This is a genomic window from Streptomyces cellostaticus (genome assembly GCF_001513965.1).
GTDB lineage: Bacteria > Actinomycetota > Actinomycetes > Streptomycetales > Streptomycetaceae > Streptomyces > Streptomyces cellostaticus.
Genome location: NZ_KQ948030.1, coordinates 184,165 through 206,719 on the forward strand (window position 1 = coordinate 184,165; position 22,555 = coordinate 206,719).

Sequence of the window (22,555 nt, forward strand, 5' to 3'; positions counted from 1 at the left end):
GCCCTGGCCTCCGAATGGCATCCACCGCTCTGACGGGCGGCCGTCCCAGGACAAGGAACGGCCACTGCCGGTCTCCGGGCATGCCAGAAGCCGCACCGTGCGGATGCCGTCGGAACGGCTCTGTCGGCACCCCGATGCGCCGGAGTGCCGGACGGGACTCAGACGCCCGCGCCCAGCACCGAGTTGATCTGCTGCGGGTCGCCGCAGACGATCATCAGCGCACCGGCCCGGGAGTGGGCCAGCGAGAGAGCGGTGGCGACAGGGCCGCCGTTGACAGCCACGACGACCACGGGGCGGGAAGCGGCACGAGAGGCGACGGCGGCGTCCGCGTAGAAGACGTCGTCACCGGTGTCGTGCTGCGCCCAGTAGGAGGCTTCGCCGAAGGACAGCTCATGCTCGGCCCACGGATGCTGAGCACCGGTGGTGATCACCAGTACGTCGCCGGGGGCACGGCCCGAGTCCAGCAGCAGGTCCACCGCCTCCTCGGCGGCGTCGAGCGCACCCTCGGCCGAGGCCGGGATCAACTGGATCTGCGGGGTCGCCGCCGTGGCGGCGGGAGCGGCCGGGCCCGACGGGCCTGGCTTGGCCGGAGCCACGTCACGCGGCGTGCGCTGCACCGGAGGTGTGGGCCGCTGAGGGCCCGGACGACCGGGGCGGGACGGAGCCGCGGGGCGGGGGCCGGGTACGGGACGGGGGGTCGGCGCGGTACGGCCGCTGGCCGGAGTGGCGCGGGGACCCTGGGCACTCTCGTGAATCTGAGGCTCCTCGGGAATGAGAGGCATGGGCTGATATTTATCAAACATTGGTGCGGCACGGATGACCGGGTGGCACATCAGTGCGATCGGAACCGTCAGAAATCGAAGCCGAGCTGACCCTCGATTTCCGGAACGCTTCCGTCCGCCCGGCTGCGGACCTTCTTGAGGTGCCGCCACTGGGGCAGCGCATCAAGATACGCCCACGACAAGCGGTGGTACGGGGTGGGCCCCCGCTCCTCCAGTGCGGCCTTGTGCACGGGGGACGGATACCCGGCGTTGTCCGCAAATCCGAAGTCTGCATGGTCGATACCCAGTTCGGCCATCATTTTGTCGCGCTGAACCTTGGCGATCACCGATGCCGCCGCAACGGCCACGCACGACCGGTCGCCCTTGATCACCGTGCGCACCTTCCACGGGGCTCCGAGATAGTCGTGCTTCCCGTCGAGGATGACGGCGTCGGGGCGGACCGGCAGGGCACCCAGGGCACGCACGGCGGCAAGCCGCAGTGCGGCGGTCATCCCCAGGTCGTCGATCTCCCCAGGGGAAGCATGCCCCAGGGCGTAGGCCGTCACCCACGACCGCAGTATCTCGGCCAGTTCCGTACGCCGCTTGATGGTCAGCAGCTTGGAGTCGGTCAGGCCCTCGGGAGGTCGGCGGAGTCCGGTGATCGCCGCGCAGACGGTGACGGGGCCGGCCCATGCCCCCCGCCCCACCTCGTCGACACCGGCAATGACCTTCGCTCCGGTCGTGGCGCGCAGGGAGCGCTCGACGGTGTGAGTAGGTGGTTCGTACGGCATGGCGCCCTTAGCGTACGCCGCCGGAGACCTGCTGCGACACCCCGACCCCCCGGCGGCGCCGAGGTCACCGGCGGCTGGGATCAAGCCCCGTGCGGCCGTAGCAGCGGGAGCATCAACTGGTCGATCATCTCCTCGAGATCCCGGTCATTCCATTCACTTGTGCACATCTTTGAGCGGTACATCATCATCGCCGGGATGGCATCGAAGACATAACCGTTGGCAGCGTCGGACCGCACCTCTCCGCGCCCTATTCCACGGGTGACAACCTCTCGCAGCAGCATGATCATCGGCTCCACCACACCCTCGAAGATCACCCCATGGAAGCGCTCGGCCTGCGCAGGATCACATTCGTGAATCACAGAGCGCAGGGCGACACCGGGGCGCGAGTACATGGCGTCCCGTGCGCGCCGGCACAGAGCCAGCAGGTCCTCGCGCACACCCCCGAGGTCGGGCACGTCCTCCAAGCGAGGCAGTCCGGCCTGGAGCGCATCGGCGACCAGGTCCTCCTTGGAGGTCCAGCGGCGATAGACCGCGGCCTTGCCGGTCTGGGCGCCGGCCGCGACGCGCTCCATCGTCAGGCCGTTCCAGCCGACCGTACTGAGCTGCTCCAGCGCGGCATCCAGGATCGCGCGCTCGAGCACCGCACCGCGCCGACGAGGGGAGGCCGTCTGAGCAGGGACAGCTGTCCAGCGCGAGGTAACCATCTGAGTTTCTCCAGCGAGCAAGGGGAAGCGGGGGTTCCGGGGCGGGGTGCGCCGTATCGCAGCACAGGGGGACGCGATACGTGGCGCGGAACTAAGTGAACGCTTGCGTTCACTGTTGAGGACTCACTACCTTTGACGCGACAGTGAACGCGAGCGTTCACTAACGCATTCGTGGGGGACCCATAGTGACAACCTCTCAGCTGTTGCAGGAACAGAAACCGGGCGCGGCCCGCCGGGAAGGGCACCCCGGCATCGCTCTCACCGTCATCGCGGCCTGCCAACTCATGGTGGTACTCGACGCGACGATTGTGAACATCGCCCTCCCGCACATTCAAGACGCCCTCAAGTTCAGCACCACAGACCTCACGTGGGTGATCAGCGCCTACACACTCACCTTCGGCGGCCTGCTGCTGCTCGGCGCACGAGCCGGTGACATCCTGGGCCGCCGCCGCGTGTTCATGACCGGCATTCTGCTGTTCACCTTCGCCTCGCTGCTCGGCGGCCTCGCCCAGGAACCCTGGCAGTTGCTGGCCGCACGCGCCCTGCAGGGCATGGGCGGCGCAATCGCCTCGCCCACCGCGCTGGCACTGATCACCGCCACGTTCCCCGAAGGCCCAGAACGGAACCGGGCGTTCGGCGTGTTCGCCGCCGTTTCCGCGGGCGGCGGCGCCATCGGCCTGCTGGCGGGCGGCATGCTGACCGACTGGCTCGACTGGCGGTGGGTGCTCTTCGTCAACGTGCCCATCGGCCTGCTGATCGTCGCCCTCGCACCGCTGTACATCAGTGAGTCCGAGCGGCACCCGGGGCGGTTCGACATCGCGGGTGCACTGACCTCGACCATGGGCATGGCCTCGCTGGTCTACGGCTTCATCCGTGCCGCGGAGAATGGCTGGCGCGACGGTCTCACCCTCGGTTCGTTCGCCGCGGCGGCGGTCCTGCTGATCGCCTTCGTCCTCATCGAGATGCGGGCGAAGGAGCCGATCACCCCACTCAGGATGTTCACCGACCGCAATCGGTCGAGCACCTATGTGATCATGCTGAGCCTGGCCGCGGCGATGTTCGGCATGTTCTTCTACATCGTTCTGTTCGTGCAGGACGTCCTCGGCTACAGCGCGATCAAGGCCGGTCTGGCCTTCCTTCCCGTGACAGTGGCGATTGCGGTCGGTGCGGGTCTGTCGCAGCGGTTCCTGCCCACGCTCGGGCCCAAGCCGTTCATGATGGCCGGCTCGGCGCTCGTGATGATCGGGCTGGTCTGGCAGACCTTCATCACCCCGGACAGCTCCTACCTCGGCGGGGTGCTGGGCCCCATGCTGGTGTTCGGCTTCGGCATGGGCCTGAACTTCGTGACGGCCACCGTCACGGCGGTTTCCGGTGTCGCCCAGCACGAGGCGGGTGCGGCCTCCGGGCTGCTCAACGCCATGCAGCAGGTGGGCGGTTCGCTGGGCCTGTCGATCCTGACCACCGTCTTCGGCTCCGCCAGCAAGGACGAGGCGAAGAAGCAGATGCCGAAGTTCCTCGCCGGCGGTTCGCCGGAGCAGAAGGCACAGTTCGCCAAGACGCACCAGTTGCCGGGGACCTGGGGACACGAGGTGCTCGCCCACGGCATCTCCGTCGCGTTCGTCCCGGCTGCTGCGATGGCCGCACTCGCGTTCCTCACCGCCTGGCTGGTGATCAAGGTCCGCAAGAGCGACCTCGAAGCCCTCGCCGGCACAGCGGGCCCGGGTATCGGCTGACCCGCACGGGGCCGCGCGAAGCCGCGGCCGGCCGGACCACTGCCGGGGGACAGACGGCAGGAGCAGTGGTCCGGCCGGCCGCACCATGGCCACAAAGCCCGTCGCGAGAGGCGGAGCACCCGGCACAGCCCGCGCGACCAGCACAACCGCCGCGATCAGCGCGATCACCCCGGCCAGCGCGTACGACATCGCCCCACCCCCCTTGCGTTCCTCATCTCCGCCCCGCTTCCCGGCCTGAGCGCTCGTGCTGCTCGCCGCGGAAAGGCGGACACCGGGAAAACGCCCGGTGGTCACGCAGAGTTCCCATCGACCACGGAGAGTTTCTCAGGTGACCGGGGCGTGGGCAGTGACGAAACAACAAGAGTCGACTGCCCCGCACAGCCCTTGGGAGAAGCGCGCCTAGAGCCGCTCGGAGCCGGCCTTCAAAGGCCCGTGGGCACCCAGTCCGGCAGCGCCTCGGTGCGCTGCGCCCACTCCACGGGCGGCGCCCCCGCCTTGCCGGACGCCAGCACGCCACCCACGATCGCGCAGGTCGTGTCCACGTCCCCGCCCACCTGGGCGGTCGTCCAGAACGCCGCCTCGAAGTCGGCTAGCGCCCGCGCGGCGGACCAGAGGGCGAACGGGACGGTGTCGTGGGCGGACGTACGGCGTCCGCAGCCCAGGACGGCCGCGACGGTGACCGCATCGCCGTAGTCGAGCATGTCCCGGGCACGGCGCAGACCCGCGCCGACGGCGCTCTTCGGCACGAGGGCGATGACGCCGTCGAGGAGCGCCTCGGGGCTGGGCGGGCCGTCCGGCGAGGCGACCAGCGCGGCGGCCGCGGCGACGGCCATGGCGCCCACCACGGCCTCCCGGTGCTGGTGCGTGGGGTAGGCCGAGATCTCCGCCTGGTGGGTCGCCTGCTCCGGATCATCCGCGTACCAGGCGCCCAGGGGCGCGATACGCATGGCCGCGCCGTTGCCCCAGGAGCCCTGCCCGCCGAAGAGTCCGGCGGCCAGCTCGCGCCAGTCCTGGCCCTCCCGGACGAGACGCAGCAGCCGGTTGACGGCAGGGCCGTAACCCCGGTCGAAATCGTGGTGCTCGGCGAAGGAGCGGGCCAGCGCGTCCTGGTCGAGGCGCTGGTGGGCGGCTAGGACGGCCACGACGGAGCAGGCCATCTCCGTGTCGTCCGTCCACTGCCAGGGACCTGCGGGCAGCTCGCGGCGCTTGAGCAACGGGTAGTTCGCCGGAACGAAGAACTGCGAGCCCAGCGCGTCGCCCACCGTCAGTCCGCGCAGGCTGGCCAGGGCGCGGTCCAGGCGCCCGAGCCCGGGAGAAGAGGAGTCAGCGGTCATCGCTCTGCCACTTTATCCGGTGACCCAGTACGGCACCGGGTCCCGCCAGCGCTCGAAGGGCCGGTCGAGTGCGTAATGGCCGTCCTCCCCGAGAACGAGCATCCGCATCTCGGCGTTCCCGGGATTCGACAGCGACTCGAATTCCGCCACCGTCCAGTGGAACCAGCGCATGCAGAACAGCCGCATCGCGAGCCCGTGCGTCACCAGGAGCACGTTCGGCGGATGGTCGGGGGCCTCGAAGCTGCGGAACAGACTCTCCAGGAAGCCCCCGACCCGGTCGTACACATCGGCGCCGGACTCCCCCTGCGGGAACCTGAAGAAGAAGTGACCGTACGCGTCCCGGTACGCCTTCTGCAGGCGCACGTCGTCGCGGTCCTGCCAGTTGCCCCAGTCCTGCTCGCGCAGCCTGGGTTCCTCCCGCACCCGTATGAGGTCCGGGTCGAGGTGAAAGGCGCGCAGGGTCTCGTGCGTACGGCGGTACGGGGAGACGTACACGCTCACGCGCTCCCGGCCGAAGAGATCCCGAAGCTCCTTGCCCGTCTCCTCGGCCTGCCGCCGGCCGCGCTCGGTCAGCGCCAGAGCATGGTCGGGTTCCCGTTCGTACACGGAGTCATCAACATTGCCCGTTGATTCGCCGTGCCGGACAAGGACGATGCGCCGTGGTCGTGCCATGCCAAAACCCTAGATCGAGCGGGGGGCAGTCGAGCACTCGTACGGGCTCCATACGGCGTATGTCACATGAAAACCTGCTCCAGGGCCGCACCCGGACACGTAATCCGCACATTTGCTTTTCAGACCCTCGGGGAGTCGCCTCACACCGTCCAGGACGGCTCCAGCTCCACGATGTCACCCGAGAGGGCCGCAATGTCCGCCTCCGTCTGGGCTCGCAGGGCGAGGCGTTCGACCCGCTCGGTGCGGTACTTGCCGTGCTCGGCCGCCGACCGCCACATCGACAGGATCAGGAACTCCTGCTCGGGGGCTTCGGCGAACATGCCCCGGATCATGCCGGGCGAGCCGGCCATCGCGGGGTTCCAGACCTTCTCCTGCATGAGGGTGAAGTGCTCGACGCGCTCCTCGTGCACCCGGCAGAGCGCCACGCGGATCAGGTCGGTGTCCGTGAACCGGGGCTCGAAGCCGGTCTTCACGTCGAAGCGGTACTCGAACAGCTTGACCTGGGCATCCTTGAACGTTCCGGACTGGGCGGCCGCCAGACGGTCGTGGGAACGGGCCATGAAGGAGTCGTAGAAGGCGCGGCTCTCCCAGAAGGCGAAGATGTGCGCCACCCCGGGCCGCTGCCGGCTCCAGCCTCCGCCCTGTCCCCGAAATCCCGGCTCCCCCAGAAGCCCCGCCCATTTCCGCTGCCCCCGCTCGAAGCCGCGGCGGTCCACCACGGTGCAGCGAATCCACTTGACCAGCACCGCGCCATCGTAAGGCCAGCGGGCGTGGCGCCGGTCACGCTCCGGCGGAGATCACCCGCGCCCGCGCCCCCGCGCGCGTGGCACGATGGACAATGAGCGCTGACTCCAGGGGAGTTGGAGAAGAGGGATCTTCAGGGGGAAGGGAAGGCCCGGTGACTGGCTTCAGCAAGGGAATCCGCAAGGTCGAGGTCGGGCTCAAGTGGGACCCCAGTCCCGCGGGTCAGCCGCCCACCGATCTCGACATCGTCGCCGCGACGTTCGTGTCAGGAGACGCGTACGGGGCTCCGGCCTATCTGGTGCACTTCGACAGCCGTTCGCCGGACGGCACGATCTTCCTCAACCGTGACAGCACGGACGGGCGGGGCTTCGGCTGGGACGAGCTCATGACGCTCGAACTCGACCGGCTCGGCAGCCAGTACGCGCGCGTGGTGGTCGGTGTCGTCATCCAACAGCTGCCCGGGCACAAGACGTTCGCCGACGTGCTCAATCCGGCCATGCGCATTCGCGAGGGCTACACCGTGCTCGCCGAGGACGACTTCGCCTCGACCCTCGGAGCCACGGCGGCCACGATCGCCGAGTTCGTGCGGGACGAGTCCGGCAGCTGGAACTTCCACGCCGGTGTCCATGGCTTCGAGGAGGATCCGGCAGCCTTCACGCGGGTCATGGGCAGGGCGCCCCAGCCCTGACGCTCGTGCCTCGCAGGAGGCCGGTGCAGCACAAAAGTAAGGGGCGCCGGCAATTGCCGGCGCCCCTTACTTCAGGACCTTTGCGTCATCAGCTGCAGCCGCTGGTCGAGCCGCAGCCCTCGCAGATGTAGCAGGAGCCGGCCCGCTGCATCTTCGTGCCGCAGGAGAAGCACAGCGGCGCGTCGGCCTGGATGCCCAGCTGCATCTCCACCAGCTCGGCGCTGGTGTGCGCCTGCTTCGGGGCAGGCTTGGCCACCTCGGACTCGGCCTTCGGCGTGGCGACGGCCTTCAGGTCCGTCTGGCGCGGCGCCGACTGGGCCAGGCCCTCGACGTCGACCTCGTCGTCGGCCGGCTCGTAGGAGCCGGTCTCCAGGTGGCGCTGGCGCTCCTCGGCGGAGTGGATGCCGAGGGCGGAGCGGGTCTCGAAGGGCAGGAAGTCCAGCGCCAGACGGCGGAAGATGTAGTCGACGATCGACTGAGCCATCCGCACGTCCGGGTCGTCCGTCATGCCGGCCGGCTCGAAGCGCATGTTGGTGAACTTCGAGACGTACGTCTCCAGGGGCACGCCGTACTGGAGGCCGACGGAGACGGCGATGGAGAACGCGTCCATCATCCCCGCGAGGGTCGAGCCCTGCTTGGACATCTTGAGGAAGACCTCACCGAGACCGTCGTCCGGGTAGGAGTTGGCGGTCATGTAGCCCTCGGCGCCGCCGACCGTGAAGGAGGTGGTGATGCCCGGGCGGCCCTTGGGGAGGCGCTTGCGGACCGGGCGGTACTCGACGACCTTCTCGACCGTCTCGCGGATGACCGCCTCGGTCTTCTCCGTGATCTCCGCCTTCTCCTTGTCCTTCGTCTTGGCGGAGAGCGGCTGGCCGACCTTGCAGTTGTCGCGGTAGATAGCGAGCGCCTTGACGCCCAGCTTCCAGGCCTCGTAGTAGATCTCCTCGACCTCCTCGACGGTCGCCGTCTCCGGCATGTTGACCGTCTTGGAGATGGCGCCGGAGATCCATGGCTGGATCGCGGCCATCATGCGGACGTGGCCCATCGGCGAGATGGCGCGCTCGCCCATGGCGCAGTCGAACACCTCGTAGTGCTCGTGCTTGAGGCTGGGGGCGTCGATCACGTTGCCGTGCTCGGCGATGTGGGCGACGATCGCCTCGATCTGCTCCTCCTGGTAGCCCAGGCGGCGCAGGGCCTGCGGAACGGTGCCGTTGACGATCTGCATGGAGCCGCCGCCGACCAGCTTCTTGAACTTCACCAGCGCGAGGTCGGGCTCGACACCGGTGGTGTCGCAGGACATCGCGAGGCCGATGGTGCCGGTCGGGGCGAGGACGGAGGCCTGGGAGTTACGGAAACCGTTCTGCTCGCCGAGGCGCAGCACGTCCTGCCAGGCCTCGGTGGCGGCGGCATACACCGGGGTGTCCAGGTCGTCCATACGGACGGCCGTGCCGTTGGCGTCGGCGTGCTGCTTCATGACGCGCTTGTGGGCGTCGGCGTTGCGGGCGTAGCCGTCGTACGGGCCGACGACCGCGGCCAGCTCGGCGGAGCGGCGGTAGGCCGTACCCGTCATCAGCGAGGTGATGGCACCGGCCAGGGCGCGGCCGCCGTCGGAGTCGTACGCGTGGCCGGTGGCCATCAGCAGGGCGCCGAGGTTGGCGTAGCCGATGCCGAGCTGGCGGAACGCGCGCGTGTTCTCACCGATCTTCTGGGTCGGGAAGTCCGCGAAGCAGATCGAGATGTCCATCGCGGTGATGACCAGCTCGACGACCTTCTGGAAGCGCTCGGTCTCGAAGGACTGGCTGCCCTTGCCGTCGTCCTTGAGGAACTTCATCAGGTTCAGCGAGGCGAGGTTGCAGGACGTGTTGTCCAGGTGCATGTACTCGCTGCACGGGTTCGACGCGGTGATCCGGCCGGACTCGGGGCAGGTGTGCCAGTTGTTGATGGTGTCGTCGTACTGGATGCCGGGGTCGGCGCAGGCCCAGGCCGCTTCGGCGATCTTGCGGAAGAGCGCCTTGGCGTCGACCTCCTCGATGACCTCACCGGTCATACGGGCGCGCAGGCCGAACTGGCCGCCCTCCTGGACCGCCGTCATGAACTCGTCGTTCACACGGACCGAGTTGTTGGCGTTCTGGTACTGGACGGAGGTGATGTCATCGCCACCCAGGTCCATGTCGAAGCCCGCGTCGCGCAGGACGCGGATCTTCTCCTCCTCCTTGACCTTGGTCTCGATGAAGTCCTCGATGTCGGGGTGGTCGACGTCGAGAACGACCATCTTGGCGGCCCGGCGGGTGGCACCGCCGGACTTGATCGTGCCGGCGGAGGCGTCGGCGCCGCGCATGAAGGAGACGGGACCGGAGGCGTTGCCGCCGGAGGAGAGCAGCTCCTTGGAGGAGCGGATGCGGGAGAGGTTCAGGCCGGCGCCGGATCCGCCCTTGAAGATCATGCCCTCTTCCTTGTACCAGTCGAGGATCGACTCCATGGAGTCGTCGACGGCCAGGATGAAGCAGGCGGAGACCTGCTGGGGCTGCGGGGTGCCGACGTTGAACCAGACAGGGCTGTTGAAGCTGAAGATCTGGTGCAGGAGGGCGTACGCCAGTTCGTGCTCGAAGATCTCGGCGTCGGCGGGCGAGGCGAAGTACTTGTAGTCCTCACCGGCCTTCCGGTACGTCTTCACGATGCGGTCGATCAGCTGCTTGAGGCTGACCTCGCGCTGCGGGGTGCCGACGGCACCACGGAAGTACTTGCTGGTGACGATGTTGACCGCGTTCACCGACCAGAAGTCGGGGAACTCGACGCCACGCTGCTCGAAGTTGACCGAGCCGTCGCGCCAGTTGGTCATGACGACGTCACGGCGCTCCCACGCAACCTCGTCGTACGGGTGTACGCCGGGGGTGGTGTGGATACGCTCGATGCGCAGCCCCTTGCTGACCTTGGTGCCCTTGGCTCGGGAACCTCGCGCCGGACCGCTCGCCGTCTCTGTCATGCCGCCTCCCTGTACGGGCTAAAACGCCCTGAAGTGCCACGATGTTCCCGTGACACGGTGTTCTGTCTGGTGTTGCGGGCACCCTCACGCTGCCGCCCGCAACAGGTCTTCGGTCGCCGCCTCACGGCCGGAACCCGGGTCTCCGACCGGTTTCCGGCCTGCCGGTCAGTCGGCGGCGTGGGCGGGCACGGGGACCTGAGTGGTCCCTCCGCGCCCGCAGTCGTCTTCCTGGCTCCCCGCTCCCGTGTCTTCGTCGTCCGCGGCGGGGCCTCGTGTCGTATCCCTCAGCTCCGCGATGGCGGCCTCGAAGTCCTCGAGCGAGTCGAACGCCCGGTAGACGGAGGCAAATCGCAGATAGGCGACGAGGTCGAGCTCCTGCAACGGGCCGAGTATGGCCAGGCCCACGTCGTGGGTGGTCAGCTCGGCGCTCCCGGTGGCCCGCACCGCTTCCTCGACCCGCTGGCCGAGCTGGGCGAGTGCGTCCTCGGTGACAGGTCGTCCCTGGCATGCCTTGCGCACACCGTTGATGACCTTGGTACGGCTGAAAGGCTCGGTGACTCCGGACCGCTTCACCACCATGAGCGAGCACGTCTCCACGGTCGTGAAACGACGGGAGCAGTCGGGGCACTGGCGGCGCCTGCGGATCGACGTGCCGTCGTCGGTCGTACGACTGTCGACCACGCGGCTGTCGGGGTGCCTGCAGAAGGGGCAGTGCATGATCTCCAACCCTCCTCACAGCAGACTCAATAGCCTCGCTGGGCCTCACGGGCCCCTCGAAGCAGCCCTAAGCATAGGCGATCGCCAGGGCCCCGAAGACCGCGGGGGCCCGCCAAAACACAACTTCTGGGCCGCTGTAGCCATCCAACCACTAGATGTGGGGATTGGCTCATACACCAAGGCAGACTCGCGTGTCGCTACGGAAAGACGGACCCCGGACGCGCATGGACGCCCCGCCGGACACGCGGATGCACGGCCGTACCGCCGTGACACTTACGGAGATACCGTGGGCGCCACACGGAGGACGCGTAGGACTCCGGCACAGAAGGGGCCCAGATCCCGGTAGACGGGATTCCGGATGGCAGACTGGGGAAGCAACCCACGAGGTGGTCTGCCCCGGCGGTGAAGAGTACAACAATGGGCGCTTTTGCCCGCCAGGGATCGCGTTAGCCATACACCCGGACACATGATCACGTCAGGTGAAGCGCACTTTTTCACTCGAACGTGTGTTTGGCGCAACCTTTCGAAAGCAACTACCGTTGTCCAGCAGGGAGACCATCGAGAGGGGCCGACGTGACCACCACCGCAGACAGTGCCACCATCACTGCCCAGGACCGCTCCCAGGGCCGAGTCGAGCCGGTACATGCGATGAACGAAGCCACGAATCCCGAGGGGCACAAGCGCTCCCTGCCGGGCCGACCTCCAGGCATCCGGGCGGACAGCTCCGGACTCACCGACCGGCAGCGCCGGGTGATCGAGGTCATCAGGGACTCCGTGCAGCGACGCGGGTACCCGCCGTCGATGCGGGAGATCGGTCAGGCCGTCGGCCTCTCCAGCACGTCCTCGGTCGCACACCAGCTGATGGCGCTGGAGCGCAAGGGCTTCCTGCGCCGTGACCCGCATCGCCCACGCGCGTATGAGGTGCGCGGTTCCGACCAGGCCGTGACCGTGCAGCCCACGGACACCGCGGGCAAGCCCGCCGCGTCGTACGTCCCGCTGGTCGGCCGCATCGCGGCCGGTGGCCCGATCCTCGCGGAGGAGTCGGTCGAGGACGTGTTCCCCCTGCCCCGGCAGCTCGTCGGCGACGGCGAACTGTTCGTCCTGAAGGTCGTCGGCGACTCCATGATCGAGGCCGCGATCTGTGACGGCGACTGGGTCACCGTCCGCCGCCAGCCGGTCGCCGAGAACGGCGACATCGTGGCGGCCATGCTCGACGGCGAAGCGACCGTCAAGCGCTTCAAGCGCGAGGACGGCCACGTCTGGCTCCTCCCGCACAACGCGGCCTACGAGCCGATCCCGGGCGACGACGCGACCATCCTCGGCAAGGTCGTCGCCGTGCTGCGGCGCGTGTGACGGCTGCGGCGGACGGGCCGGACGGCCCGTCCCCCTGACCGGGCCCCGGGACCCCTGCGCCGGTTCCGGGGCCCTGTGCGTTTGGCTCCGCCCGGAGCCACCGTCGAACCTGCCTGGGCCATTGGGCTAACCCGTGGAGGAACCGCGGACAGCCCAACGGCCCAGGCAGGAAGGGCTTACTCTCCCGCCTGCTTCGCAGCCGCGTCGATCGCAGCGAGCGACCTGCGCACCTGGTTACGGTCCGTCGTGTACCAGAAGTCGGGCAGCGAGGCCTTGAGATAGCCGCCGTACCGTGCGGTGGCGAGGCGCTGGTCCAGTACGGCGACCACACCTCGGTCCCCGGAGGCCCGTACGAGACGGCCGGCGCCCTGGGCCATGAGCAGGGCTGCGTGGGTGGCGGCCACAGCCATGAAGCCGTTGCCACCGGCGTCCTCCACCGCCTTCTGGCGGGCGCTCATCAGCGGGTCGTCGGGGCGCGGGAACGGGATCTTGTCCATGACGACCAGCTGGCAGCTGGGCCCCGGGACGTCGACGCCCTGCCACAGCGACAGCGTGCCGAAGAGGCAGGTCGCGGGGTCGGCCGCGAAGTTCTTGATCAGTTCGCCCAGTGTCTCCTCGCCCTGGAGCAGAATCGGGAACTCCGGGACCCGGGAGCGCAGCTCTTCCGCAGCGAGCTGGGCGGCCCGCATCGACGAGAACAGGCCGAGGGTGCGGCCGCCGGCCGCCTGGATGAGCTCGGTCAGCTCGTCGAGCATGTCGGCGCGCTCGCCGTCGCGTGCGGGGCGCGCGAGGTGCTTGGCGACATACATGATGCCTTGCTTGGGATAGTCGAAGGGCGAGCCGACGTCGACGCCCTTCCACTGCGGCAGGTCCTCGCCCTCGATGCCCTCGGGGCCGAGCCCCAAAGAGGCGCCGACGCCGTTGAAGTCGCCGCCCAGCTTGAGGGTCGCCGAGGTGAGGACGACGCTGCGGTCCGCGAAGAGCTTCTCCCTGAGCAGCCCGGAGACCGACATGGGGGCGACTCGCAGCGAGGCACCGAAGCGGTCGTGGCGCTCGTACCAGACCACGTCCCACTCCGAGCCGTTCAGGACGCGCTCCGCCACGTCATGCACCGTCTCCACCGAGGCCAGCGCCTGCTTGCGGACCGCGTCCTCGTCCTGGACCGATTTGTCGCGGGTCGCGCCGATTGCGGAGATGACCGTACGGGCGGCGTCCCGCAGCGCCATCAGGGCATAGCCGAGGTCTTCCGGGATCTCCTCCAGACGGCCGGGCAGGGCCAGCTCCATCAGCCGCTCGAAGCCCTCGGCGGCGGTCTGGAGCTGGTCGGCGGCCTTCTCGTTGACGAGCTTGGCGGCCCGGCGCACCGCACGGTTGACCTGGCCGGACGTGAGTTCGCCGGTGGCGACGCCGGTGACGCGGGAGACGAGTTCGTGCGCCTCGTCCACGATCAGCACCTCGTGCTGGGGCAGTACCGGGGCGCCCTCGATGGCGTCGATGGCCAGCAGCGCGTGGTTCGTGACGACGACCTCGGCCAGCTTGGCACGCTCGCGGGCCATCTCGGCGAAGCACTCGGCGCCGTAAGCGCATTTCGACGCGCCCAAGCACTCCCGGGACGACACCGACACCTGTGCCCAGGCGCGGTCGGAGACACCCGGGGTGAGGTCGTCGCGGTCGCCGGTCTCGGTCTCGTCGGACCAGTCGCGCAGGCGCAGCAGGTCCTGGCCCAGCTTGCTGGTGGGCGCGGCGGCCTCGAACTGGTCGAAGAGCCCGTCCTCCTCGTCCTGCGGCATGCCCTCGTGCAGGCGGTGCAGGCACAGGTAGTTCGACCTGCCCTTGAGCATGGCGAACTCCGGGCGGCGCCTGAGCAGCGGGTGCAGGGCGTCGACCGTGCGCGGCAGGTCCCGCTCCACGAGCTGGCGCTGCAGCGCGAGCGTGGCCGTGGCCACGACCACTCGCTCCCCGTGCGCGAGCGCGGGCACGAGATAGCCCAGCGACTTTCCGGTGCCGGTGCCGGCCTGGACCAGCAGGTGGGATCCGTCGTCGATCGCCTCGGCGACCGATTCGGCCATGGTCACCTGGCCGGGGCGCTCCGTACCGCCGACGGTTGCGACAGCGGCATGCAGGAGTTCGCGGAGTGAGGGCTTCGTCATAGCCCGACCACCCTACGGCCCGGCACTGACAAACGGGCGATCACGGCTGGGACGAGGGGTGGGATCACTGCCTGGGCTCCTGGGAGGGATGGGACGAGACGGGGGTGTCGGATGGGCACGCTGCGGCCTGCGGATGCGTTGTGGTGGTGGGAGGACGGTGCGGTTGCGGTGCACCGGCCAGGTCGGGAATCGGGCTGTTGCGGCCCGGCCCAGGCTGCGGACCATTGCGGCCCGGCCTTGCGGAGGCGAGGTCGAGCGACGCGTATGGCTTGGCCTCACGGCGGCAAGGTCGGGCTGCGGGTACGGATCTGTCGGCGGGCTCCGCAATTCGTCCCGGCGAGTGGGAACCGGAGCGGCCCGAGCAGCGTTCCACATGTGAATGCGCAGTCACGCAGCGTTACATCAGACCGCGCAGGACTCGGTCCCGGATCATGAGGGCGGCCCGTTTCCCGGGCAGGTCGACCTCTGCCGCGAACCGAAAGCCGGCGCTGAGGAAGGCGGATACGGAGGGGGTGTTGCAAAGGTCGGGTTCCGCGACGACGCGAGCGCAGGCCGGGCGACGGTCCAGGATCAGATCGGCTACGGCTCTGAGCAGGGCGGATCCAAGTCCGCGCCCTCGGTCGGCGGTACAGCCGATGAGGAGGTGGATCCCGGTGTCGTGCGGACGGGCCGGATAGTGGCGGGCCAGCGGATCCAGGTCTGCCCGGTAGATCTCCCAGTAGCTCATGGGGGTGCCGTCCAGCAGGCCTAGACACGGCAGGCTGCGTCCGTCGCCGTCGAGTTGAGCGCGCAGATGGCTCTCCGTCCTGCTCTGGGGCCCGGCCAGCTCCCAGTACGCGGTGACGGTGGGGTCGTTCATCCAGCGGTGGATGAGCGGCAGGTCATGCTCGACGCGTGCGGGCACCAGTTGGAAAGGCCCTACGGAGGTGAGGGTCGGCCCCCAGATGGAGACGTGGTCGAGCAGGTCGTCCTTGGCCTCGGCACGGCGCGCCTCAGCTCGGCCGAATCTCACGGCGGAGGCACCGGCCCGCCCCTGCTCTGTCCCTCGTCCGCCGCTCTCCACGTCGGCTGTCCCCCCGGCGAAGTGGGCGGCGAACTCGTCGGGCAGGCGCAGCTCCAGCGTGTCCTCGCCGTCCTCGAAGGAAGAGGTGTCTCCCGTGCCTGCGGTGTCTGCGGGGTCGGAGCAGCCCGGGTGGACGGGGACGGGGCCGGTGCCGGCGGTCGCGTCGGTGGGAGGCACGGTGCGTTCCTCTCAGGAGACGAATCAGGAGACGAAGGGGGTCGTGGTCCTCGGATATAGGGGAAGAGGGTGCGGTTCGTTCAGGAGTGAAGGGGGTTGGCGATGGTGACGTAGACGGACTGGGTGTCGACCGGGCCGACGAGTTCGTCGAGGCCGTGCAGCCGGGTGAGCAGGTTGGCCTTGCAGCGTAGGACGGGCGACTCGAGCAGAAGACCGGGCAGCGAGGTGCGCAGGGGATCGGGTCCCGAGGCGACTCCGGTGAGGAAGCGGCGGAACGCCGCGAGGAGCAGTCGCTCGTCGGCCAGTTGCTGGGAGCCGATCGCGCCGATGAGGCCGAGCACGTTGTTGATGGCGAGGTAGTACGCGAAGCGTTCGTCGGTGATCTCGTCGGAGACGAACGTGTCGCTGCGCTCGCCGATGCCGGGAAGCCGCGCGTCGAGTTCGGGGCGTCGGGACTCGCGGAAGTAGTAGCCCTGGTTGTCGCGGTAGCGGCCGCCGACGGGCCAGCCGTCACGGTCGAGCAGGAGCAGTGTGTTCTGCTGGTGGGCCTCGAGGGCGATTCCGGCCTCGCTGTCCAGCCACAGTACAGGCCGGACGACCTGCTCGAGGTAGCGCAGGAACCACTCCGTGGCGACGGCTGGGACGGTCCGGCCGGTGTGTGCGGCGAGCCGTGCGACGAGCTGGGCCAGACGGGACCTGAGCGGCCAAGTGCTCTGCGCCCGCGAGGTGTTGGTGCCCGGCCCGGCAAGGGGACGGGGCGAGACGAGTCCGGCGACGCAGCTGACGTCGTCGGCCGGGGCGAACGGGTTGTGCCTGATCACGACGTCGAGGCCGGGCATGGGCCGACCGTCCCGGTCGTCCACGGCGAGCCAGGCCGGGTCGCGGACGATGTCGAAGCCGGGGTGTACGGCCTGCCACTGCTTGAACAGGCCGCTGCGCAGCAGCCGGTGCACCTCAACTCCGCGATGGAGTTCCTTGCGCAGGTGCTGGCGCCGGGAGTTGGTGATGCGCAGGCCCAGCGACAGCTTGAGCATCGCGGGGGCGCCGGATCTGTGGACTGTGCGTACGGAGGAGGTGGGGTGCCAGGGGGAGCCGAGCGGACCGAGGTCGCGGAGCAGGCCGGAGTCGAGCAGGGCAGCGACCGTCTCGCGGTGCCGGACCTCGCGCGCCTGCCAGGGGTGCAGGGGCAGGGCGGCGTACCCGTCGGGCAGGGGCAGGGCTGCTTCGGCGAGTCGTCGGGAGAGGTGGTCTGCGGTGACGGGACGGCCGCGCTCGGTCCAGGCCGAGTCGGTCGCGAGCAGAGAGGGGGCGACTGCCATCCAGTGCAGGGGGAAGGAACCACGCAACTCCGGTGAGTACCGCAGGGCTTCGGCCTCGGTCAGGCCCTCCCGGCTCTTGGGGGTCGGGTGCAGAGGGTGGCCCAGGAGGAGGGCCTGCTCGGCACCGAGGAAGAGGTCCGGGCCGTCGGCCGGGTGTGCGCGCCGGTCGCGGATGAAGGTCGCGGTGCGGCGCAGGGAGTCGGCCACCCTCGCGACGAGGTCGCCGCCGTCGTCGGCGGGGGTGGGGTTCGAGGTGCCGGTGGTGTCGGCCGTGCCGGCGGGCGTCTCCCGGGCGAGCAGGGCTGCGAGGGTGACCGCGTCGACGGGCGGGGCGGCTTCGGGGGCGCCGGCGAGACGAGGGGGGCCGAAGCGGTGCCAGCCCGTCGGGGAGCCGTAGCGGACCGGTGCGATCAGGGCGGTGCCGCTGGCGGGCAGGGGAATGTAGAGGGTGCCGATGGCGGAGGCGGGGAAGTTCGTCTCGCGCACCCAGCAGCGGAGGAGGTTCTCCACAACTGCGGCCTGGGCGGCGGTGTGCGGGTCCGGATCTTCCAGCGGGTCGGTGCCGGGCCCTCCCGGTGGCGTGGCGCCGGGGGTTCGCCTCTTCTGCTGGGGCACGGACTCGGCGAGCGGCACGGGTGAGGGCTGGGCGCCGGGGTCTCCCTGGTCGTCGGGGCCGCCGGAACGGCCGTCGGGTGTCGGGGTGGCGTTCAAGACGGCTCCTCGGGGGCTGGGCTGGGTCTTGCGGGGGTCGTTCTCGTCCGGTCGTCCGCTCGGTCGTCGAGTCGCCATCGACGGGGCGTCCTGGTGGCGCCGGAGGGGAGCCGCGTCGGGCGGGGGCTGCGAGGGCGGTCGGAGTGTCTGACGGATGGTGGAGGAATGACGGTGTCGGACAGGAAGTCCTGGACGGAGGTGTGGTTGAGGTGGGATGTGAAGCGGGCCGTGTCGTGCTCGCCGGCTTCGGCGGCGCGGCCGGGTGTGTGCGGCTGCTAGCCGGTGCGTTCGGCAGGGCCGTCGTGATGGCGGTGACGGCGTCCGTGGTCCTGCTGACGGCGTGCCGCCGCCGCGGCCACCGCGTCGGTCAGGCGGTCGAGCACGGCTGTCGCCTGCTCATCGCTGATGGTCAGGGGAGGAAGAAGCCGTACGACGCCGGCGTGGCGGCCTCCGAGTTCCACGATGAGGCCGCGGTGGAGGCACTCCCGTTGGACGGCCGCGGCGAGTTCGGGGTCGGCAGGGTGCGGGGTGCGGGTGGGCTCCAGGCCGTTCATCGCGACGCAGTGGTCGTCGGCGGAGGGTTTCTCGTCCGGGCCGGTCCCCTCACTCTCGGGGTCCACCAGCTCGACCCCCATCATCAGGCCGCGCCCCCGGACCTCCCCCACGCAGGGAAACTCCGCCTGGAATTCGCGCAGTTGGGACAGCATCCGGGAGCCGAGGGCGGCGGCTCGTTCAGCCAGGCCGTTCTCGCGGACGTGGGCCAGGGTGGCGGTGCCCGCGGCCATGGCGAGCTGGTTGCCGCGGAAGGTGCCGGCGTGGGCGCCGGGTTGCCAGACGTCGAGGTCGTCGCGGTAGACGAGCACGGCCAGGGGGAGGCTGCCGCCGATGGCCTTGGACAGGACCATGACGTCGGGCGTAACACCGCTGTGCTCGACGGCCCAGAAGGCACCGGTCCGGCCGACGCCCGTCTGGATCTCGTCGGCGATCAGCGGGATGGACCGGTCGGCCGTGATCTGCCGGATGCGGCGCAGCCAGTCGTCCGGCGCCGGGATCACCCCGCCCTCGCCCTGGACGGGTTCGAGGATCATCCCGGCGGGCAGCGGTACACCCGACTTGGGGTCGTCGAGGAGGGACTCGCACCAGCGGGCGGCGAGTTCGGCACCGCGTGGGCCGCCGACGCCGAAGGGGCAGCGGTAGTCCTGCGGGTACGGCAGGCGGGCGACCCGTACGTCGGCGGCGCCGCCGGAGGCGGCCAGGGCTCCGGCCGTCATGCCGTGGTAGGCGCCGGCGAAGGCGAGCATGCCGGTGCGCCCGGTCGCGGCCCGGACCAGTTTGAAGGCGGCCTCGACCGCGTCGGTGCCGGCCGGTCCGCAGAACTGGACGCGGGCGCGCTCGGCGAATCCGGGCGGCAGGGTGCGGAACAGTTCGGTGATGAAGGCGTCCTTGACGGGGGTCGCCAGGTCGAGGACGGAGAGCGGGGCGCCGGAGTCGAGGACGCGGCGGATGGCCTCCAGGACGACCGGGTGGTTGTGGCCGAGAGCGAGTGTTCCGGCGCCGGAGAGGCAGTCCAGATAGCGGCGGCCGTCGGCGCCCTCGATGGTCATGCCCCGTGCCCGGACGGGCACGATGGGCAGGGCCCGGGCGTAGGTGCGCGCGGCGGATTCGCGCGCCGACTGGCGCCGCAGGATCCCCTCGTGCACCGCGCGCGCTCCCCCGTACGCGCCTTCTGCCACCGATTCGGTCACGGCCACGGCTCGCTGTCCTCCCCGCTGTCCAGAGGCAAATTGATCCGCGGGGACCGGGCACAGGCAGCAGGCCCCCCACCCCCTACCAACCGCGAAGCAACCTGCGGGTTACGGGTTGCGCCAAGATCGTTGCGGCGAAGGGACCGGGCGCGTGCCGACGTCAGCGGATGTCCCGTACGGCGGTGGTCGCACATGCGTGGGGCTAGACCCACTGCCCGCGTGGGTGTAGCGGGATACCAGGCGCAGGGTGGCCGAACGTACCTTCTTCGGTGTCGGAGGGGCGAATCGGCCTCACCCGGGCACGGGAGAAGAAAGGAATGGCTTTCCTCCCGCTGCACCGCCTGAGCCCGCGCCCCGATGGTCACCGGCATGGTCCTGGTGACGGCTGGGCCGGCATCGGTCGCTACATCCCCCGGGCGATCGGCCTGCCCAGCCACGGGACAGCCCTGACCCGACCGGCGGCGCGCCCGGCGGACCGATGACCACCCGGCCGCTGACCAGTCGGCCGCCTGCCCGCCGGCCGCCGACGATGAGCCGACCAGTGAGGGAATTGACTATGTCCGGTGAGAAAGCGCCCGTCCGGCGGCACGGATGTGTCGGAGCGGCCACCGGCATCGCCCCGCGGTCCTCGGCCAGTGGTCTGCCCTCAACGGGACCTTCACGGGCGGGGTATGACTGGCACAATGGTCGGCGTGCTGGAAGGATCAGGCGGATGAGATGGCCTGCGGTGGGTGGTCCGCTGCGCTGGTGCTCCGAGATCGTGCTCGGGTTGTACCGGTCCGCGGTGCTGGTCGGCCTCACCGGCGTGATACCGGCGATGGGACTGCTCGTCGGGATCGGCGGCTCCGAGGTGGCCTATTCCTGGTCCGCGGGGTCGACCGCATCCTGGTTCATCCGGGCGCTGGCGGTCCTCGGAGAGACGTTGATGGTGATCGTGTGGATCGCCGTGGCCGTCTGGATCGCGCACCTGCTGATCAGCCGGGCCCTCAGCCAGGCCGCGCGGCAGCGTGCTGAAGACTGGCTCGGAATGGAGATTCAGGCCGAGTACCGCCCCGTTCCGCCGATCACCCGGATGGCCACGGGCTACTGGTGGGACGGCAAGGAGTACCACCGGTCCGAGCGGGAGGCACGCCGCCGGGCCCGGCTGAACGCCCGATTCCATGATCCGCAGTTGCAGTGGGACGGGCTGTGGGCCGTGGTCGCCGCGGTGACCGTGTTGCCGGTCGCGGCCCTGCCGTTGCTCGGGCTCGCCAGCGGGCTGTACATGACGTTGGCCTCAGGTCTTCTCGGATACGGCATCGCCGTGATCGCGGCCAGCCTGGTCGGCGCCCCGTTCGCATGGAGGATCTTCGGCCCCCTGGCAGCCCGGTTCCTCGGGCCCGCCCCGCGCTCGCTGCTCGGCCGGCGGGTGGAGGAGCTGGAGGCCATCCGAGCAGACCTGACCCAGACGCAGGCAGCCGAGCTGGAGCGCATCGAGCGGGGTCTGCACGACGGAGCTCAGGCCCGGCTGGTCGCCATGGGTATGTCGATGGGGGCCGCCGAGCAACTCGTCGACACCGATCCGGCCGCCGCGAAGAGGATCCTTGCCGACGCCCGTGCCACGTCGGCCACCGCGCTCGCCGAGCTGCGGTCGCTGGTCCGGGGCATCAACCCGCCCGTGCTCGCCGAGCGCGGCCTGGTGGACGCCGTCCGGGCCCTGGCACTCGACGCTCCTGTCGAGGTCACCGTGCACAGCGCGGTGCCCTCCCGACCCGAACGTCCGGTCGAGTCGGCGGTCTATTTCGCCGTCGCGGAACTCCTGGCGAACGTAGCCAAGCATGCTCGGGCATCCGAGGTGACGGTCGAGCTCGACTATGCCGCGCAGACGCTCACCGCGTCCGTGACCGACGACGGGGTCGGCGGGGCCGCCGCGTCGGAAGGCTCCGGGCTGAGCGGGATCGAACGTCGGATGACGGCGTTCGGCGGCTGCCTGGAGATCGAAAGCCCGACCGGAGGCCCTACCCATATCACCGTGGCGGTACCGTGCGCATTGTCGTAGCCGAAGATCTGTTCCTGCTCCGCGACGGGATGGTCCGTCTCGTCGAGGCGCACGGGCATTCCGTGGTCGCGGCGGTCGACAGCGGTCCCGCCACGCTCGACGCGCTGATCAGCGAACGGCCTGATGTGGCCATCGTGGACGTCCGTCTGCCACCGACGTTCTCCGACGAGGGACTTCAGGCCGCCCTCGCCGCGCGCCGGGTGCTGCCGGGGCTGCCCGTGCTCATCCTCTCGCAGCACGTGGAACAGCTGTATGCGCGCGAGCTGCTCGCCGACGGGCACGGCGGCGTCGGCTACCAGCTCAAGGATCGTGTGCTGGACGCCGGCCAGTTCATGGACGCGCTCAACCGCGTCGCTGACGGCGGCACGGCGCTTGACCCCACGGTGGTGGCGAAGCTGCTGGGCCGGCCCATGCGAGCCGATCCGCTCGCCACGCTCACCGAGCGGGAACGCTCGGTGCTCGCCCTGATGGCCGAGGGCCTGTCCAACGCGGCGATCGCGGGCCGGCTGTTCCTCAGCGAGGGTGCCATCAGCAAGTACACGACCACGATCTTCGCCAAGCTCGGCCTTGCCGCCGATGACGACACCAACCGCCGGGTCCGGGCCGTTCTCACCTATCTCGGTGCCGGCGGACAGAGCGATCAGTGATCTCCGGGCAGTGAAGGTCAGCCGGCTCGGCCGGGCGACCGGCCCGGAGATTCGGCCTTTTGCGCGACGGGAATCAATTTCCGGGTAGTCGTCGAGAATTCCGGATACGGCACGCCATATTCAGGTTCGATCCGCGCTGTCGAGTTATTCGGCAGCCGAGGCGGTTGCCCTTCGGAGGAAACCCGAAATGCACAGAGCGGCACCCTTCAGGCCTTTCGGCTCGTC

17 protein-coding genes are annotated in these 22,555 nt (G+C 69.7%); 5 read left to right on the forward strand and 12 right to left on the reverse strand.

Annotation, left to right across the window (positions count from 1 at the left end; genetic code table 11):
- Positions 1-158: 158 nt before the first annotated feature.
- From AQI88_RS27285 to AQI88_RS27295, 3 genes are all read right to left on the reverse strand, one after another.
- Positions 159-782 (reverse strand): hypothetical protein, encoded by a 624-nt coding sequence (locus AQI88_RS27285; RefSeq protein WP_107118670.1) that lies wholly within the window; start codon positions 780-782, stop codon positions 159-161.
- 68 nt (positions 783-850) lie between these two features.
- Positions 851-1,552 (reverse strand): ribonuclease HII, encoded by a 702-nt coding sequence (locus AQI88_RS27290; protein ID WP_067004143.1) that lies wholly within the window; start codon positions 1,550-1,552, stop codon positions 851-853.
- Between the two features lie 80 nt (positions 1,553-1,632).
- On the reverse strand, positions 1,633-2,256 hold the full coding sequence (locus AQI88_RS27295; RefSeq protein ID WP_067004145.1) for a TetR/AcrR family transcriptional regulator: 624 nt from the start codon (positions 2,254-2,256) through the stop codon (positions 1,633-1,635).
- 185 nt (positions 2,257-2,441) lie between these two features.
- On the opposite strand from AQI88_RS27295, the gene AQI88_RS27300 reads away from it, so the two are divergent.
- Positions 2,442-3,989: an MFS transporter gene (locus AQI88_RS27300; RefSeq protein ID WP_079057829.1), complete on the forward strand. Its 1,548-nt coding sequence runs from the start codon at positions 2,442-2,444 to the stop codon at positions 3,987-3,989.
- Positions 3,990-4,411: 422 nt separating this feature from the next.
- Here the strand turns inward: AQI88_RS27300 and AQI88_RS27305 are convergent, their stop codons facing one another.
- The 3 genes from AQI88_RS27305 to AQI88_RS27315 form a co-directional block, all read right to left on the reverse strand.
- Positions 4,412-5,323: an ADP-ribosylglycohydrolase family protein gene (locus AQI88_RS27305; RefSeq protein ID WP_067004147.1), complete on the reverse strand. Its 912-nt coding sequence runs from the start codon at positions 5,321-5,323 to the stop codon at positions 4,412-4,414.
- A gap of 12 nt (positions 5,324-5,335) precedes the next feature.
- Entirely contained in the window at positions 5,336-5,995 is a 660-nt protein-coding gene (locus tag AQI88_RS27310) for a histidine phosphatase family protein (RefSeq protein ID WP_067004149.1), read from the reverse strand.
- A 140-nt stretch (positions 5,996-6,135) separates the two neighbouring features.
- Entirely contained in the window at positions 6,136-6,741 is a 606-nt protein-coding gene (locus AQI88_RS27315) for a YdbC family protein (protein ID WP_067004151.1), read from the reverse strand.
- A 152-nt stretch (positions 6,742-6,893) separates the two neighbouring features.
- Between AQI88_RS27315 and AQI88_RS27320 the strand changes: the two genes are divergently transcribed.
- Positions 6,894-7,427 carry a TerD family protein gene (locus tag AQI88_RS27320; RefSeq protein ID WP_067004153.1) on the forward strand — a complete coding sequence of 178 codons (534 nt, stop codon included), beginning with the start codon at positions 6,894-6,896 and terminating at the stop codon, positions 7,425-7,427.
- A gap of 88 nt (positions 7,428-7,515) precedes the next feature.
- Here the strand turns inward: AQI88_RS27320 and AQI88_RS27325 are convergent, their stop codons facing one another.
- Complete coding sequence (locus AQI88_RS27325) at positions 7,516-10,410, reverse strand: vitamin B12-dependent ribonucleotide reductase (protein ID WP_067004155.1); 2,895 nt, start codon at positions 10,408-10,410, stop codon at positions 7,516-7,518.
- Between the two features lie 165 nt (positions 10,411-10,575).
- Positions 10,576-11,127, reverse strand: coding sequence for a transcriptional regulator NrdR (gene nrdR / locus AQI88_RS27330; RefSeq protein WP_067004208.1), 552 nt, complete (start codon positions 11,125-11,127; stop codon positions 10,576-10,578).
- 573 nt (positions 11,128-11,700) lie between these two features.
- On the opposite strand from nrdR, the gene lexA reads away from it, so the two are divergent.
- A complete protein-coding gene (gene lexA, locus AQI88_RS27335) occupies positions 11,701-12,480 on the forward strand; it encodes a transcriptional repressor LexA (protein ID WP_030750750.1) in 780 nt (259 codons plus the stop codon).
- A 176-nt stretch (positions 12,481-12,656) separates the two neighbouring features.
- On the opposite strand, the gene AQI88_RS27340 is transcribed toward lexA, so the two are convergent.
- The 4 genes from AQI88_RS27340 to AQI88_RS27355 form a co-directional block, all read right to left on the reverse strand.
- Entirely contained in the window at positions 12,657-14,630 is a 1,974-nt protein-coding gene (locus AQI88_RS27340) for an ATP-dependent DNA helicase (RefSeq protein WP_067004157.1), read from the reverse strand.
- Between the two features lie 397 nt (positions 14,631-15,027).
- Positions 15,028-15,870 (reverse strand): GNAT family N-acetyltransferase, encoded by an 843-nt coding sequence (locus AQI88_RS27345; protein ID WP_067004159.1) that lies wholly within the window; start codon positions 15,868-15,870, stop codon positions 15,028-15,030.
- Positions 15,871-15,950: 80 nt separating this feature from the next.
- Entirely contained in the window at positions 15,951-17,900 is a 1,950-nt protein-coding gene (locus tag AQI88_RS27350) for an IucA/IucC family protein (RefSeq protein WP_208615911.1), read from the reverse strand.
- Positions 17,901-18,175: 275 nt separating this feature from the next.
- Complete coding sequence (locus AQI88_RS27355; RefSeq protein ID WP_079057831.1) at positions 18,176-19,651, reverse strand: diaminobutyrate--2-oxoglutarate transaminase family protein; 1,476 nt, start codon at positions 19,649-19,651, stop codon at positions 18,176-18,178.
- Positions 19,652-20,357: 706 nt separating this feature from the next.
- On the opposite strand from AQI88_RS27355, the gene AQI88_RS27360 reads away from it, so the two are divergent.
- The gene (locus tag AQI88_RS27360; RefSeq protein ID WP_244184347.1) at positions 20,358-21,683 is read left to right on the forward strand and encodes a sensor histidine kinase; all 1,326 of its coding nucleotides are present in this window, start codon (positions 20,358-20,360) and stop codon (positions 21,681-21,683) included.
- Entirely contained in the window at positions 21,668-22,330 is a 663-nt protein-coding gene (locus AQI88_RS27365) for a response regulator transcription factor (protein WP_067004161.1), read from the forward strand. Before AQI88_RS27360 ends, AQI88_RS27365 begins: the two co-directional genes overlap by 16 nt.
- The last annotated feature ends 225 nt before the right edge of the window (positions 22,331-22,555 follow it).